The organism is Sulfitobacter sp. TCYB15 (assembly GCF_040435955.1).
GTDB lineage: Bacteria > Pseudomonadota > Alphaproteobacteria > Rhodobacterales > Rhodobacteraceae > Sulfitobacter > Sulfitobacter pontiacus.
Genome location: NZ_CP159193.1, coordinates 293,626 through 308,319 on the forward strand (window position 1 = coordinate 293,626; position 14,694 = coordinate 308,319).

A 14,694-nucleotide genomic window follows, 5' to 3' on the forward strand; every position below is an offset into this window, starting at 1 on the left:
CAAACCCCTTATGATTGCGCCTTGACGGAACAGCAAGAATTCCGTGCGAGGGTACGTCACAAAGAGGCTTTACGATGTTTCAACCAAGGCGCACCAACACGGGCAATTTCCGCTCGGCCGTTAACTTCTTTGAACTCGTCTACCACTCCGTCGTGCGCTCTGTGCGCAAGCAGCACAACAATGCCTTTGCCGCCATCGGGATCAACATCCTGCAAGCGGTGATCTTTGTTGGCGTGTTCTATGTCATGTTCTCGGTTCTGGGGATGCGCGGGGCGGCCATTCGGGGCGATTTCGTGATCTACATCATGACCGGCATCTTTCTGTTCATGGTGCACACCAAAACGGTTGCCGCCGTCGCCGCTGCCGAGGGACCGGCGAGCGCGATGATGAAACACGCGCCGATGACCACGATGATCGCACTGGCTGCGGCGGCCTTGGGCGCTCTGTATATTCAGATGCTATCGCTGATCCTGATCATGTCGGTCTATCACCTCGCCTTCAATCCGGTGGTGATCTACGATCCGTCGGGCGTGATGTTCATGCTGATGATCGCGTGGTTTACGGGCGTGGCCGTGGGGATGGTGCTGCTGGCCATCAAGCCCTGGGCACCGGCCTTTACGCAGATCTTCACGACGATTTACCAGCGGGCGAATATGATCGCTTCGGGCAAGATGTTTCTGGCCAATTCGCTGCCGTCCTTCATGCTGGCCATGTTTGACTGGAACCCCTTGTTCCACGTCATCGACCAGGCGCGCGGATATGCGTTTATCAACTACAACCCGCGCTACAGTAACTGGGAATATGCGGTTTGGGTCGGTGTGGTCCTGATGGTGATCGGGCTGATGGGTGAATTCTACACCCGTAAACATGCCTCCGCGAGCTGGAGCGCGCGACGCTAGGCTCAGGTCACGACCCGCAGCGTGATGTTGATCCGCCCGCCCTTGGGCAACAGCGTCGAAGACCCCGCACGAATGCGGTCGATCCCGTGATAGTTCAGCCGTGCCTCGCCGCCCATGACGACGACATCGCCCGATTGCAGCCAAAGGCTGTCGGTCTTGCCGCCGCGCTTTTGACCGCCGACGCGCAGCATTCCTTCGTCGCCAAGCGAGATGGACACGACCGGCCAGCGGAAATCCGTCTCGTTCTTGTCCTGATGCAGGCCCATCTTCGCGTCTGACGCGTAATAGTTGATAAGGCAGGACTCCGGCTGCCGCTCTAGCCCCGTCAGGTCATTCCAGATCGCCAAAACCTCAGGCGGGATCGCAGGCCACGGGGTGCCGTTGGGGTGGGTTGGCGCATAGCGATAGCCCTGCGTATCGGACAGCCAGCCGTAGTCTCCCGCGGAGGTCATGCGCACCGACATCTGCTGCCCGCTTGGCATGACGGGGCGGAAGAACGGCACCTGTTTGACCACGCCGCGCACAGCATCCAGCAGCCCGCGCTGCGCCGACAACGTAAGGTAAGATTTGTGAATTTCGAAGCCGCGTAACCGCAATATCGTCATCTAAACGCCCTTCTTGCCTGCTTTCGCGAAAAATCCACGCAGAATCCGCCTCTCCTTTCTCATGCAACGGTTGCAGGGTCCATATCTGCTCCTTATATACGCCGAGAACCGCTAAAGGCATCCGGCCTTTGGTGAAAAAGATCGGGGCAAAGGTGCCACAACGGGCCTGCGCTTCGTGTCATCGCCTTGAGTAAAAGAGGGATCAAACATGGCCAAAGTTATTGGTATCGACCTAGGAACGACAAACAGCTGTATCGCTATCATGGACGGCAGCCAGCCTCGCGTTATCGAAAACGCCGAAGGCGCGCGCACCACGCCCTCCATCGTTGCGTTCACAGACGACGAACGTCTGGTTGGGCAGCCTGCCAAACGGCAAGCGGTTACCAACCCCGACAACACAATTTTCGGCGTGAAACGCCTGATCGGCCGTCGCAATGACGACGCGGATCTAGCCAAGGACAAAAAGAACCTGCCCTTCACCGTCATGGACGGTGGGAATGGTGACGCATGGGTACAAGCCAAGGGCGAGAAATACTCCCCCTCGCAAATCTCTGCGTTCATCCTTGGCAAAATGAAGGAAACAGCGGAATCCTATCTGGGCGAGGAAGTCACCCAGGCCGTGATCACTGTGCCTGCCTACTTTAACGACGCTCAGCGTCAGGCGACCAAAGACGCGGGCAAGATTGCCGGTCTGGAAGTGCTGCGGATCATCAACGAACCGACAGCGGCGGCCCTGGCCTATGGTCTGGACAAGAAAGACACGCAAACCATCGCGGTCTATGACCTTGGCGGCGGTACATTCGACGTGACCATCCTTGAGATCGACGATGGCCTGTTCGAAGTGAAATCCACCAACGGTGACACGTTCCTGGGTGGTGAAGACTTCGACATGCGCATCGTGAACTACCTTGCGGATGAATTCAAAAAGACCAACGGCGTCGACCTGACCCAGGACAAGATGGCGCTTCAGCGTCTGAAAGAAGCGGCAGAGAAGGCCAAGATCGAACTGTCCAGCGCAAGCCAGACAGAGATCAACCAGCCGTTCATCTCGATGGGCAAAGATGGCTCGCCACTGCACATGGTGATGAAGCTGACCCGCTCCAAACTGGAGCAATTGGTTGGTGACCTGATCAAAGCGTCGATGAAGCCCTGCGCAGCCGCGTTGAAAGATGCCGGTGTTTCCGCATCCGAGATCGACGAAGTCGTTCTGGTCGGCGGTATGACCCGTATGCCGCGCGTCATCGAGGAAGTGACCAAGTTCTTCGGCAAAGAGCCCCATAAGGGTGTGAACCCTGACGAGGTTGTTGCCCTGGGTGCGGCCATTCAGGCCGGTGTTCTGCAAGGCGACGTCAAAGACGTTGTTCTGCTGGACGTGACACCGCTGAGCCTTGGTATCGAAACGCTGGGTGGCGTGTTCACCCGTCTGATCGACCGCAACACCACGATCCCGACGAAGAAGTCGCAGGTCTTCTCGACCGCTGAGGATAACCAAAGCGCCGTGACCATCCGCGTCTTCCAAGGGGAGCGTGAAATGGCTGCGGACAACAAGATCCTTGGCGCGTTCAATCTGGAAAGCATCCCACCCGCACCCCGCGGTATGCCCCAGATCGAAGTGACCTTTGACATCGACGCAAACGGTATCGTTGCCGTAGGCGCGCTGGATAAAGGCACAGGCAAAGAGCAGAAGATCACGATCCAAGCATCCGGCGGTCTGTCCGATGCGGATATCGAAAAGATGGTGAAAGACGCCGAAGAAAATGCCGACGCCGACAAAGAGCGCCGCGCATTGATCGAGGCGAAAAACCAGGCGGAATCGCTGATCCACTCGACCGAGAAGTCGCTGGAAGAGCATTCTGACAAGGTTGACCCGACCACCGTCGAAGCGATCGAACTGGCCATTGCTGCACTGAACGACGAACTGGCGACCGACAATGTTGATAAGATCAACAACGGTATCCAGAACGTTACCGAAGCGGCGATGAAACTGGGCGAAGCCATCTACAAGGCGGCTCAGGACGAAAACGAAGACGTTGCCCCGGCTGCGGATGCACCCGAAGGTGACGACGATATCGTCGATGCCGATTTCGAAGATCTGGACGATAACAAGCGCGCGTAAGCACGCCCACGGAACCACTGAAGGGGCCGGTCCGCTTGCCGGGCCGGCCCGTCACGTTCCAGCGTAGGAGCTAATTCATGGCCAAACGTGATTACTACGAGACGCTCGGCGTCGCTAAAGGTGCCTCTGCCGACGAGATCAAAAAGGGCTACCGCACCAAAGCCAAGGAATTGCACCCCGATCGCAATGCCGACAACCCCAATGCCGAAGCCCAGTTCAAAGAAGCGAACGAAGCTTACGAAGTCCTGAAAGACCCCGAAAAGAAAGCCGCCTATGACCGGTATGGTCATGCGGCCTTTGAAGGGGGTATGGGCGGTGGCGGTGGCCATCGTGGCGGCGGCTTTGGCGGCGGCGGTCAGGGCGACTTCTCTTCGGCGTTCTCTGACGTGTTTGACGACCTGTTCGGCGACTTCATGGGTGGCCAGCGGGGCGGCGGCGGACGCCGTGCCGCGCGCGGCGCCGATCTGCGCTATAACCTCGGGATTACGCTCGAAGATGCGTATCGGGGCATGCAGAAGTCGATCAACGTGCCCACCTCTGTGGCCTGCGATTCCTGTAACGGTTCCGGGTCAGAAGGCGGCGCAGAGCCGACCACCTGCCCCACCTGTTCCGGTATGGGCAAGGTTCGTGCTCAACAGGGCTTTTTCACGGTCGAACGCACCTGTCCGACGTGTTCGGGCATGGGCCAGATCGTCAAGAACCCCTGTAAATCCTGCCGCGGTGCCGGGCGTGTTGAAAAAGACCGTGCGCTGTCGGTGAACATCCCTGCGGGCGTTGAAACCGGCACACGTATCCGTCTGGCCGGCGAAGGCGAAGCAGGCATGCGCGGCGGGCCGTCGGGTGATCTGTACATCTTTATCGAGGTGCAGGACCACAAGCTGTTCGAACGCGACGGGCCAAACCTGTTCTGCCGCGTTCCCGTGTCGATGAGCACCGCCGCCCTTGGGGGCAGCATCGAGGTGCCAACGATCGACGGTGGCCGTGGCCGCGTGCAAATCCCGGCGGGCAGCCAGTCCGGTCGCCAGATGCGTCTGCGCGGCAAGGGTATGCCCCCGCTGCGTGGGGGTGGTACGGGCGATATGATCATCGAACTGGCGGTCGAGACGCCGGTGAACCTGACCAGCCGCCAAAAGGAATTGTTGCAGGAGTTCGAAAAGGAATCCTCCAACAACAATCCTGAAAGCAGCAGCTTCTTTTCGTCGGTGAAATCCTTCTGGGATTCGATGAAAGGGTAAGACCTGAGCATACAAAACATCGGGCGGGGCGCAGGCTCCGCCCTTTTTGTTTCTGGCCCTGCCCGCGTTAACGGGATGATAACCTCTTTGGCCGCAAGCTGGGCCAATGGGACGCAACAACGCTCACTTCTCTGACCCGCGCCTGCCCTTTCTGGGGGACGAAGCGGTGCCCGCACCGCCCGCATCGGGCAAACAGCCTTCGTATATAGCGGATCACCGACAACGTTTGCGCGCACGCTTTATGCAGGGCGGCGCCGCAGCGATCCCGGACTATGAACTGCTTGAACTGGTGCTCTTCCGCGCCATCCCGCGCCGTGATGTCAAACCGCTGGCCCGTGCGCTGATGGACAGGTTCGGCGACTTCAACCGCGTGATCACCGCGCCTGAACCACGTCTTAGGGATATCTCGGGCGTGGGCGACGCGGTGATTGTCGAGCTTAAGGTGATTGAAGCCGCAGCCCACCGTATGGCGCGTTCAAGGTTGATGCGGCAGCATGTGCTATCAGGCTGGGACGCTCTGCTTGATTATTGTCACACCACGATGGCGCACCGCGAAACCGAACAGTTCCGCGTCATTTATCTGGACCGCAAGAACGTCGTCATCGGCGATGAGGAACAGGGCAAGGGCACTGTCGATCACGTCCCCGTCTACCCGCGAGAGGTCGCCAAACGCGCGCTTGAACTGAACGCCAGCGCGCTTATTCTGGTGCATAACCACCCCTCGGGCGACCCTACTCCATCGCAAGCCGACATCGACATGACGCAGCAGATTTTCGCAGCCTGCAGCGCCCTTGGGCTGACCCTGCATGACCATCTGATCATCGGCAAATCACGCGAGCTTAGCTTTCGCAGCGAAGGGTACTTATAAGCGCAACTGTCGTGTTCGAATTTGCGCAGTTTACCGGATCACCCCCCGGCACTAGCTTTGGCCTATGTCCAATACGCCGCCCCCCGACCCGCTTTCCCTGATGCAGCGCGATGGCTTGCCCGATCCGTTGCGTGCGTTGATCAAAGCCTTCCCGCGCGACGGTTGGGAGGAGAACCCGAATTACTCTCGCCTGATCGCGTTCTGGTTGGATCGTCATATGATGTTCCGCCGTCTGCTGGACCAGATGGAGGGGGACGCACAACTGGCGATGGACCGCGTCGAGCCGCCCGAGACCTACAAACGCAAACTGTCGCGATTCGGCGGGATGTTGATCAACGAGTTGCACGGTCACCATCATATCGAGGATGCCCAGTATTTTCCGGTGATGGCGCAGCTTGACCGAGGTGCGGCACAGGGGTTCGAGATTTTGGATCGCGACCACCACAGTCTTGATGGTATTTTGAACGATCTGGCCGAGACGGCGAATGCCGTCCTGCGCCATGAGGGGGACGCGGCAGGTTTCCTCGACAGTACCGCGGCCATGAAACAGCGACTGGATGCGTTCAAACCCTTGCTGAACCGCCATCTGATCGACGAAGAAGAATTGGTCGTGCCGGTGCTTCTGAAATACGCCCCGCCCCAGTTTCGCTAGGGTTTAGCGCACCCAGACCTCTACCCGCCGGTTGGCCTGACGCCCCCATGCGGTATCATCACAGGCCATAGGCATCGCCTCGCCAAAGGCGTCCAAATCCAGCGTCACACGTTCCAGATTGGCAGTAACCGCCGCGGTGATCACCGCTTGCCGCACGGCTTCTGCCCGACGCAGCGCGATGTCACGGTTGGCGAAAGACGCGCCCTGCCCGTCACTGAACCCCGCGAACAACAAACGGCGCGCGTCGTACTGCCCCACCTCGAGCGCGCGGGCGAGTTGCTGCACGTTTGACCGCGATTGTGCATCCAGACGCACCGATCCCGCCTCGAACCGGAAAGAGGTCGACAGCCGCGCCATGGGCTTCAATGCCGCATTCATCCGCTGTAGTTCCTCAAGCGTGATTTCGGGCCCCGCGACAGCAATCGCGTTTGTAAATCGGTTGCCCTGATCCTCGACGGGGATCTCCTCGGGCGTCTGATCGACAAACCCCGCGCGCCGGATCACGATCTGCGCCGCAGGGCTGCGGGTAAAGGCCAGAAACTCACGCGCCACCTGTGGCAGACGGCGGGCCGGAAAGTACAGAAACATCGGCGCGGTCAGCGGGTAATCTTCGGTCTTGATGGTGCGGCGCGAGGCATCGAGCGCAAAGCCACAGCTGCCAGAAAGCGTCAACACGTCGGTATCACGTTGTTCGGCATAGCTGGTGATGCCAAGCGCGAAACTGTCGTTTGCCACCGCTTCCGCCAGATCGGCGGGGCGGGCGTGGCGGGTGATATCGTCGGTGAACTTGAGCGTCGCGGGCCGCATCACCTGATCACTGATCGCTTGTGCCAGCCCGCTGCTGGTATCGGGCAGATGCAGATCAATGGGTGCGTCCGGCCCGCCAAGCGCCTGCCAGTTGGTCACCTTACCCGCAAAGGCCCGCGCCAGCATCAACGGAGAGATCTGCTTGACCGGGTTCGAGGCCGACACCACCGGCACGACAGCATCAAGCGACAGCACGCGACTGCGGTTCAGGCCCGTCATATCACCCAACCCCGCCTCGCGCGCGCGGACCCGCTCTTCAGGGCGCATTTCGCGCAGGGACATCACGATATCCGCCTCGTCCGCCAGTAGATCGGCAAAGCCTTCGTCACTATTGCTTGCCCGAAACATGAACAGTGCAACGATTTGTTCGCTTTTTTCGTCGATCAACCGGTAGGTAAAGCGGTGTTCGTCTTCATCCTCGCGCACAGCGGTATAGCCGTTGCGCTGCGCAAACCCGTCGATCAGGGCAGGCATCAGCACTTCGCCCATCGTGGCCGATCCCGAAAGCTGCAGTTCGGCGACGAAAGGGTCCAGATTGGGGCAGCCCGGCCCTTCGCATTGAACGCCGGTGCTGTCGACCGTCAGCTCGCCATACTCGGTTTCTACGCGGTAGAACTCGCCATCAAAGCCCAGCAAGGTGCCGCTTAGTTCAATCTTGCCATCACGGGAGGACAGCGCGACATCCTGCGCCCCTGCGGACAGCGTCGCCGAACATAAGAAAAGTGCGGCGAGAACCGCCGCACGTATAATCGTGATCATAAGACCCCAAGCGTTGCGTTAGTGTCCCGCAACCTTCATGTCTTGGAGCAGATTATTCAACACAAGAAAGCTGCCGACCGCATCACAATCCGGCACTGCGACGCTTAGGTCGCGCGTTCTGAGCGTGGCATCGCCAAGCAGTTCGATCGATTGCGCCTCTATCTCCTGGCCGCAGTTCGCCTGGATCACTTCGGCTTCCACGGTCAGCGCAACGCGGGCATCGGCGTTTTCCATCGCAGCGGGGAATGTGTACACCTCGGCCACCAGTGGCTCTGCCGCGCTGAGGTCGCCGTTCACGGTCATAAATCCGCCTTCACCGGTGATCGCGGAGGCAACGCTGCGCGGCTTGCCAGCCCAGACATGGCCCGAACCATCGTAGTCGGACCCGAATTCGCGGGCGTGCATCTGGAAACCGGTGTCGCCCTTCCATTGCAGAACCACGCGGTCAAATTCGGCCAGATCATCAATCTTCGCATCCGCAATCGCGCCTTCGCCGTTTCCGAAAGCAATGACGAAGGTCGCATCCTGCGCAAGCGCCGGAACGGTAATGTCCAGCGCGCCGGTGTCAGATGTGGTTTGGGTAAAGATCATGCCGCTGTGATGCACTGTGATCCGTTCGTTTGGCATGCAGGGTGCCGCCAGTGTCAGGTTCACCATAGCTGCCGCGACGGGGCGCGCGTTCGCGGTGATATCGCAGGTCTGTGTGGCCGCTGGTTCCGTCGCAATTGGGGCGGAAACTGGGCGAGAGATCGGTTCGTCCGCGCTTGCAGCGGCCAACATGACGGGGGCAGAATCGGGCAGCTCCACCGTGGGCTCCAGCGGGGCTGCATTGAACTCGGCCGAGGTGAGGACGATGTCTTCAACCTCGAGCACGGCATTCTCGTTGCTTAGCCGGCGTAGCTCTTGCTCTTTCACAGCGGCGTCAGAGCCATAGCGGGCTGTCGCAGCGTCAGAGCTTTGCATCACGTAGCCGATGCCCAAAGCGCAGGCGAGCGTGCCAGCAGCTGTTGCGATCTCTTTCATACGTGCCATCTGAGGGTCCTCACTGGGATAACTTCCCAATGAATATCGCCTAGCAGAGGGGCCCTGTTATGACCCTTGAGGGGAAAGATTTGGGCGGTTTTGAGGCATGCCCAAGCCTTGCTTAGCTGTCGTAATAGCCCTTGCCGTAGGCCCCATAGGCACCGTATTCGCCGCCATAGCCATAACGTTTCATGCCCTTCTCATCGATCTGGCTGAGCACAAGACCGGTGATCCGCTGGTTCGAGTTGTGGAAGAAGCGCATGGATTCCTCGACCAGACCCTTGTTCGTGCTGTCCCATTTTACAGAGAACAGGATCGCATCGGCATTCTGCGAGATGATACGTGCATCCGGCACAACCAACACAGGCGGCGTGTCGATGATGATGAAGTCATACTGATCGCGCATCTCGGAGATGAAGGATTTGAACCGATCGGAGGAGAAGATATCCGCCGCGTTCACATTGGTCTTTTCGCCGCCCAGAACATCCGCGCCAAAACCGTCAGGCGTATGGATCGCATCGGCGAATTTCACATCGCCGTTCAGGACAGACGCGATGCCATTGCGCGGCATATCGGGGAAGTATTCGTTCAGCGTGCGGCGGCGGATATCACCTTCGACCAGCAGGACGGATTTGCCCAGACCGGACAGGAATTTCGCCAGCGACAGCGAGACGGTGGTTTTACCCTCCCCCGGGATGGACGAGGTCGATACGATGACCTGCGGCTTTTTGTCGAGGTTCGACAGCATCAACGAGGTGCGCAGGTTGCGGATCGCTTCGGCGGCGGCAGACGTCGGCTTGTCCGACAGATACTTGAGCGTGTCCTTGCGGTGACGCGAAGGGATCAGCGGGATCTGCCCGATCACGGTATAGCCGGTGTGTTGCTCAAGCTCGTTCGCGGTGCGGAACGTGCGGGTTCTGAATTCGCGCAGCAGTACGAGCCCCGAGCCGACCATCGCCCCAAGGATCATCGCCAGCGCAATGATCTGCGATTTCTTCGGCGCGCTTGGTGAATTTGGCACGACCGAGCTGGACAGCATGCGGCTGTCGGCCTTCTGAATGCCTTCTTGGGCAGAGGTCTCTTTGAGGCGGGTCAGGAAATATTCATAGAGCAGACGCGTTGCTTCGGATTCACGGGTCAGCTGTTGCAGCTCAATCAGGTCTTGCCCTTGCGAGGCCAGCTGCGCTGCAAGCTCTTCTTCCGAGTTGCGCAGCGCCTCAAGTTGTTGCGTGCTGCGCACAAGATCAGCCCGAACCCGTGTCATCACCGTGTCAAATCGCAGGTCAAATGCCGTCTGGTTCGTTTCGGACGACAGCCCGTTGCTAAAGATACGCGTCAGTGCGGCGTCTTGCGCCGCGTCGAGCTTTTCATCGGGCGTTTGCGCGGCCTCTAAGTCAGCAAGGCGTGTTTGAAGCGCCTCGCGGGTCAGGGCGGCACCATCAATGCGGTCACGGAGCTCTTTGATCTGACGCTCAAGCGCTTGCAGGCCCTCGATCGAAACCAGTTGGGTGCGCGCCGTAAATTCGGATACTTTCTTCTCGGCATTCTCAAGCTCGATCTGAAGCTCGGACACACGGTTGCTTAGCCATTCAGTCGCTTTTTCCGTCGCCTCGAATTTCACTTCGATCTGGTTGAGGATGTACAGTTCAACAATCGTATTCGCGATCTGGGCAGATTTAACCGGAGATTCCGTTTCAGCCGTGACGTTGAACACAAGGCTTTGGCGAATATTGGAGACCGACACCTTGTCCAGCAAAGCCTGCACAACCGCATCGCGGGTTTTGGCTTTCTGAAGTTCAGGGTCCAACTCTTCTTCGGGCGGCCCTGAAGACAGCATCCCCTTGAGGCCAGAGATCATGCCACCGATCATGGACGGTTCGCGCAGTTCGCCGTTGAACTCAGGGTCATCAATCAGGTTCAGCCGGTCGACAACTTTGCCCGCCAACCCACGGGACCGCAGCACTTCGACCTCTGTATTGACCTCGGTGCTATCGCCCGAGAACCCGCCAACCACGGCCTGCAGGTCCACGATGCTGTCTTCTTTGGTGTCCAGAACCACAACCGCGGTGGACCGATAGGTCGGCACAGCCACGCCATAGGCATAGTACCCCGCCAGCAGCATGAAAATCAGTGTGACAGCAGCGATAATCAGTTTGCCGCGCCACAACGTACCAATCAGCGCGCCAAGATCGATGGTGTCGTCATCTTCGTCCCTGGGCCCGGAAAAGTTCGATTGGCTTTGGTTCATCATATGCATGTGGTCCGTTGATCATGGCCAGAACTGGCTAAAAGTAATGTATCAGGCAAGATGCCCGCGGTATCGCAGGTAGCGTCAACGGGCATGAGATGAAGAAGGTCTGCCTGTTATGCGATTGCGCCCAAAGGGTGATGGCGGCCTTGCTAAATCCTTATGAAAAAAATTCAATCAAAAGTCGTATAAAATTTTCCCCTATAGGGAAATCGCGCTGGAATTACGTCACTTTAGTCCATTCTTGGCGATGTAGCTGGCCAAATCAAGGATCAGTTGCCCCCGTGCCGCCGCTATGGCAGCCGGACCCCCCTTGGGGTCGAAAGCTACGGTCAGGTCAAACAACCCCGATCGTTCGCTTCCACCGGTAGATACGGCGACGAAATACTGGCCCGAGGCGCGGAACTGGCCTGTTTCAGCGGCCAGCAATTCGCTGAACCGCAGCTCAAGCCGGGCATCGGGATAGGCTTCGAATGGCCAAGGCTCGGATGCGATCCGGCGGTTGGTGAGGCGCGACAGGTTCTCGCTCAATTCCAAGGCGACGGCCCGTTCGGGTGAATCCGCCCAAAGTTCGTCGGAAGAGCTCACCAACGTGCCGTTCGATTTGCGTACGTGGATTTCATCGGCAGCCGCATAGCTGGGCAGCGATACGTCACGCACTTCGACCGAGTTGAAGCGGATGCTCACCTGCTCTGTGACCGGGGGCATGTCCACGGCATAGCGATCTGCGGATCCACAAGCGGCAAGAAAGGCCACGAGACCAAGGCTTGCGATACTTTTTACAACGTTCATATTTTACCGTCCCAGCAACAATGAATTGGGGTTACGTTCAATGGTGCGCGCCAAGGATGCAAGCGCATCGGCCGCTTTTTGGATATCGCGCATGGTTTCTTGTGCGGTACGGCTGATCTGATCACCCTTGTTGTACCCTTCAATTGTACGCTCTGCCTGCGTGAACAGGGTCGACAGACGGTTCACGATCTGTGGCAGGTCTTGTGCCGACACCGCGATATTATCCGCCGCGTTACGCGCGGATGCCAGCGTCTGGTTCACGTTCTCGACCGCGCCGCCTTCGCGCAGTTCTTGCAGCGTATAGTTCAGCTCGTCCAGGGCGTTTTTCAGCGATCCGGGCAGCGCCACGGCGTCCGGTGTACCAATCACCTGATCGGCAGAGCGGGTCAGCGCGGTCAACTCGTCCACCAGCTGTTGCAGTTCCAGCTCGCTTGCCTTGGCGGCGACGGCCTGCATCTCTTCGACCAGTTCGGGCACGCCCTCGGTCGAGGTGCTGAAGGATGTGGCGGCTTCCGAGACGGAGTCGACCGCATCCAGCAGACGTTTCGCCATCTGCTCTTCCTCAAGTGTCGCGACCAGTGTTTCGACACGCAGCAGCGTGGCGTTCAGCGATACGGGGATATTCTGCACCGAGTCCGACGATACCAGCCCCGTGACCTCGTTGATCAGCGTGCGGACATCGCGCGGGGTCTGTTGCAGCTCGTCACTGCCAACAAAAGCCTGTAGCGAATTCATCAGACCGATGGCGCTGTTCAACAGCTCTTCGATGGGCAGGTTGTTGATGCGGCTAAAGACACCTTCGACGGTGGCAGCGGCATCTGATGTTTCGTTCTTGGTCGTTGGCATAACAGGGAAGTTTTCGCCCGCGGCCACCAGACGCCCGCTTGGCGCGTCCTCGACCACCACAAGTTCAACCTTCAGGCCACCGGTCAACAGGCTGGCAGAGGCAAGCCGCGCGCGCAGGCCGTTCACAACACGGTCCTGCAAGAACGCCAGCGCGCTTTCGGCAGATACATCCCCCGGCAGGCCAAGCCGCGCGGGCTGGATGGCCAGCGTCACGTTCAACCGCACGCGGCTGTCACCAAACTGGTCGTAATCCACGATACCGGCAAGGGAGTCGACCTCGCCGATGTTCAGACCGCTCAGCTCGACAGGGGCGCCGACGGCCAGTCCGGAAACGTTTTCGTCAAAGATCACGTTGATCAGCAGCGGTTCGACTTCCGAGGCGTTGAAAACCGCGCTGCGAGCGTCTTCCTTGCTTGGGAAAATGTCGAATACGGTGCCGTCTTGCACGCGGTCGCCGCCGGAAACGAATGTATCAAACGTCACCCCGCCCCCGATAAGCGTCGCAATGGACTGAAAGTCGATCTCGGCACCACCTGGCCCAAGGGAGAGGCTGAAACCAGAGCTGTCCCAGAAGCGTGTGCTGCTGTTGATCAGGTTGCGGTGCTCTTCGTAAATCAGCGCCTCTACGATGGCAAAGTTCCCGCGTGGGGCGATCTCTGCCTTGCCCAGACGGCCCACCTCGATCCCGCGATACAGGATCGGGGCATCATCGGTCAGGGTGCCGTTGCCAACGGTGCGGAAGGCGATTTGCAGACCGGATTGCCCGGCGCGGATCAACGGTGGCGAATCCGACCCGACGAACCGTTCGGCAAAATCGCCTACTTCGTCATTCCAGCTGCCCTCGATATAGACGCCGCTGAGCACCGTACCCAACCCCGAGATCCCCTGCGCCGAAACCTCGGGCTGGACGATCCAGAAGGACGCGCTGGCGTCGATAAAGGGGGCCACATTCTTGTCCACGCGGATCGACGCGACGACCTTGCCCAGACCGGTGGTAAAGCCGACTTCCTCGACCCGGCCAACGGTCACGTCACGGTAACGCAATTCGGTCTCGCCCGCCTTGATGCCGGCGCCTTTGTCAAATTCGACAAAAATCACCGGACCGCGGGAATTATAGCTGCTGAACGCAACGCCCAAAGCCGCAACCAACGCCAGGATCGGAATGATCCAGACGATCGACGCGCCGCTCAGGAACAGTTTGCGCGCGGATTTAACCTTAACCTCGGGTGGCGTGTCAGACATGTTGATCGGGATCCCCATCGAAAGCATTCGTGTCCCAGATCAGTCTGGAGTCGAAGGCCTGTGCAGAAAGCATGGTAAAAATGACCGACAAGGCGAAGAACATGCTCGCAGGGCCGGGGTTAATGGTCGCAAGGGTTTTGAGTTGCACCAGCGACGAAAGGATCGCAACCACAAAGATATCGATCATAGACCAGCGGCCGATATACTCGACAATTTCATACATCACATGGCGCGACCGATGTGCCGCGGCATTACGCGTCTTAACGCTGACTGCCAGATAGGCGATTGCCCAGAACTTGGCCAGCGGGATCGCGACCGACGCGAGCAGGATGATAAAGGCAATACCGTAAGAGCCGTGATGCGCCAGTTCGACCGCACCGCCGACGATGGTGCTTTCATCCACCTGAAACAGGGTCCGCGTTTTCAGCATCGGGTACATATTGGCGGGGATATAGCACATCAGCCCCACGACCCAGAACGCCCAGACCCGCTGCATACTGCCAAAGTCACGCGACAGCATCTTGTGGCCGCAGCGTTGGCAGACAGGCGTGCCGATAGGCCACGCACGGGTACACCGTGTGCAGGCCACCAACCCCATTTCG

12 protein-coding genes are annotated in these 14,694 nt (G+C 59.0%); 5 read left to right on the forward strand and 7 right to left on the reverse strand.

The window, feature by feature from the left end; genetic code table 11:
• Positions 1-74 precede the first annotated feature (74 nt).
• A complete protein-coding gene (locus ABM428_RS01400) occupies positions 75-899 on the forward strand; it encodes an ABC transporter permease (protein ID WP_005850582.1) in 825 nt (274 codons plus the stop codon).
• 2 nt (positions 900-901) lie between these two features.
• On the opposite strand, the gene ABM428_RS01405 is transcribed toward ABM428_RS01400, so the two are convergent.
• Positions 902-1,504: an alpha-ketoglutarate-dependent dioxygenase AlkB gene (locus tag ABM428_RS01405; protein ID WP_037942528.1), complete on the reverse strand. Its 603-nt coding sequence runs from the start codon at positions 1,502-1,504 to the stop codon at positions 902-904.
• Between the two features lie 208 nt (positions 1,505-1,712).
• Between ABM428_RS01405 and dnaK the strand changes: the two genes are divergently transcribed.
• From dnaK to ABM428_RS01425, 4 genes are all read left to right on the forward strand, one after another.
• On the forward strand, positions 1,713-3,620 hold the full coding sequence (gene dnaK / locus ABM428_RS01410) for a molecular chaperone DnaK (protein ID WP_005850585.1): 1,908 nt from the start codon (positions 1,713-1,715) through the stop codon (positions 3,618-3,620).
• A gap of 77 nt (positions 3,621-3,697) precedes the next feature.
• On the forward strand, positions 3,698-4,855 hold the full coding sequence (dnaJ, locus tag ABM428_RS01415; RefSeq protein ID WP_005850586.1) for a molecular chaperone DnaJ: 1,158 nt from the start codon (positions 3,698-3,700) through the stop codon (positions 4,853-4,855).
• Positions 4,856-4,961: 106 nt separating this feature from the next.
• Positions 4,962-5,723 carry a DNA repair protein RadC gene (radC, locus tag ABM428_RS01420; protein WP_132997604.1) on the forward strand — a complete coding sequence of 254 codons (762 nt, stop codon included), beginning with the start codon at positions 4,962-4,964 and terminating at the stop codon, positions 5,721-5,723.
• Between the two features lie 64 nt (positions 5,724-5,787).
• Entirely contained in the window at positions 5,788-6,375 is a 588-nt protein-coding gene (locus ABM428_RS01425; protein ID WP_132997605.1) for a hemerythrin domain-containing protein, read from the forward strand.
• 3 nt (positions 6,376-6,378) lie between these two features.
• Here the strand turns inward: ABM428_RS01425 and ABM428_RS01430 are convergent, their stop codons facing one another.
• From ABM428_RS01430 to ABM428_RS01455, 6 genes are all read right to left on the reverse strand, one after another.
• Entirely contained in the window at positions 6,379-7,941 is a 1,563-nt protein-coding gene (locus tag ABM428_RS01430) for a substrate-binding domain-containing protein (RefSeq protein WP_132997606.1), read from the reverse strand.
• 18 nt (positions 7,942-7,959) lie between these two features.
• Positions 7,960-8,973 (reverse strand): hypothetical protein, encoded by a 1,014-nt coding sequence (locus tag ABM428_RS01435; RefSeq protein ID WP_009825634.1) that lies wholly within the window; start codon positions 8,971-8,973, stop codon positions 7,960-7,962.
• A 112-nt stretch (positions 8,974-9,085) separates the two neighbouring features.
• On the reverse strand, positions 9,086-11,221 hold the full coding sequence (locus ABM428_RS01440) for a polysaccharide biosynthesis tyrosine autokinase (RefSeq protein ID WP_132997607.1): 2,136 nt from the start codon (positions 11,219-11,221) through the stop codon (positions 9,086-9,088).
• A gap of 219 nt (positions 11,222-11,440) precedes the next feature.
• Positions 11,441-12,004 carry a membrane integrity-associated transporter subunit PqiC gene (locus ABM428_RS01445; RefSeq protein WP_005850596.1) on the reverse strand — a complete coding sequence of 188 codons (564 nt, stop codon included), beginning with the start codon at positions 12,002-12,004 and terminating at the stop codon, positions 11,441-11,443.
• 3 nt (positions 12,005-12,007) lie between these two features.
• Positions 12,008-14,092: an MlaD family protein gene (locus ABM428_RS01450; RefSeq protein WP_235183731.1), complete on the reverse strand. Its 2,085-nt coding sequence runs from the start codon at positions 14,090-14,092 to the stop codon at positions 12,008-12,010.
• Positions 14,085-14,690 (reverse strand): paraquat-inducible protein A, encoded by a 606-nt coding sequence (locus ABM428_RS01455; RefSeq protein ID WP_009825638.1) that lies wholly within the window; start codon positions 14,688-14,690, stop codon positions 14,085-14,087. The genes ABM428_RS01450 and ABM428_RS01455 overlap by 8 nt, the downstream gene beginning before the upstream one ends.
• Positions 14,691-14,694: the final 4 nt, after the last annotated feature.

Coding starts and splice junctions, on each gene's coding strand:
- ABM428_RS01400 (WP_005850582.1), top strand. CDS start 75: ATGTTTCAACCAAGGCGCACCAACACGGGCAATTTCCGCTCGGCCGTT.
- ABM428_RS01405 (WP_037942528.1), bottom strand. CDS start 1,504: ATGACGATATTGCGGTTACGCGGCTTCGAAATTCACAAATCTTACCTT.
- dnaK (WP_005850585.1), top strand. CDS start 1,713: ATGGCCAAAGTTATTGGTATCGACCTAGGAACGACAAACAGCTGTATC.
- dnaJ (WP_005850586.1), top strand. CDS start 3,698: ATGGCCAAACGTGATTACTACGAGACGCTCGGCGTCGCTAAAGGTGCC.
- radC (WP_132997604.1), top strand. CDS start 4,962: ATGGGACGCAACAACGCTCACTTCTCTGACCCGCGCCTGCCCTTTCTG.
- ABM428_RS01425 (WP_132997605.1), top strand. CDS start 5,788: ATGTCCAATACGCCGCCCCCCGACCCGCTTTCCCTGATGCAGCGCGAT.
- ABM428_RS01430 (WP_132997606.1), bottom strand. CDS start 7,941: ATGATCACGATTATACGTGCGGCGGTTCTCGCCGCACTTTTCTTATGT.
- ABM428_RS01435 (WP_009825634.1), bottom strand. CDS start 8,973: ATGGCACGTATGAAAGAGATCGCAACAGCTGCTGGCACGCTCGCCTGC.
- ABM428_RS01440 (WP_132997607.1), bottom strand. CDS start 11,221: ATGCATATGATGAACCAAAGCCAATCGAACTTTTCCGGGCCCAGGGAC.
- ABM428_RS01445 (WP_005850596.1), bottom strand. CDS start 12,004: ATGAACGTTGTAAAAAGTATCGCAAGCCTTGGTCTCGTGGCCTTTCTT.
- ABM428_RS01450 (WP_235183731.1), bottom strand. CDS start 14,092: ATGTCTGACACGCCACCCGAGGTTAAGGTTAAATCCGCGCGCAAACTG.
- ABM428_RS01455 (WP_009825638.1), bottom strand. CDS start 14,690: ATGGGGTTGGTGGCCTGCACACGGTGTACCCGTGCGTGGCCTATCGGC.